The sequence below is a fragment of the Thermobrachium celere DSM 8682 genome (assembly GCF_000430995.1).
Taxonomy (GTDB): Bacteria; Bacillota; Clostridia; order Clostridiales; family Caloramatoraceae; genus Thermobrachium; species Thermobrachium celere.
Genome location: NZ_HF951991.1, coordinates 1 through 632, shown reverse-complemented (window position 1 = coordinate 632; position 632 = coordinate 1). Strand labels below are relative to the sequence as shown.

The window sequence follows — 632 nt, the reverse complement described above, 5'->3', positions numbered from 1 at the left end:
ATGGTAGAAAAACATCGTTTATAGGTAGTGTAAATGAAACAGCTTCAGCATGGAAATTAAATTATGAAATTCTTTGGGAAGATGATTCCAAGGAGGCTGTAGACTGGGTACAAGAGGAATTTGATTTCTTTTGGAATAGTCAATATGCTATTCCATTGTCTGATTTTATAATTGAAGATATAAAGAGGTTGGCACAGAGAAAAGTTATATATTCTATTGAAGAATGGAGAAAAAATGCAGAGCCAGCTTCAACAGTAATAGAATCGCCAGTTTATCGTAAGGAACTTGGGCTTTGGGAACATCAAAAGTATTTTATAAATCTTGCCTTTTGAAGACCATAAAAAATCCTATGGTGCTTTACCTCTTTATATTTTAAATTTATTAAAACCATATAAAGTAATCTATCACATAGTAAATACTTACCTACTCTATACTACAATTGCAGCAAGATGCCTCTCAGATGAAGCAAATAAGGTTTATAATGCTTTAAAGGAATCTTTAGAAAGTGCAAGACTTAGACTTTCATATATTGTTGGACGTGATACTAAAAATTTAAAGGAAGAAGAAATTGTACGTGCAACAGTAGAAACTGTAGCAGAAAATACTTCAGATGGAGTAATAGCACCTCTTTT

General features: G+C 32.0%; 2 protein-coding genes. Both read left to right on the top strand.

The genetic code is table 11. The features are described from left to right. Positions 1–332 (top strand): phospholipase D-like domain-containing protein (locus tag TCEL_RS00080; RefSeq protein WP_040683650.1); only part of this gene is annotated, 332 nt, incomplete at its 5' end. Continuing rightward, a partial coding sequence (locus TCEL_RS00075; RefSeq protein ID WP_040683649.1) for a CobD/CbiB family cobalamin biosynthesis protein occupies positions 322–632 on the top strand: 311 nt, incomplete at its 3' end. The genes TCEL_RS00080 and TCEL_RS00075, both read left to right, overlap by 11 nt.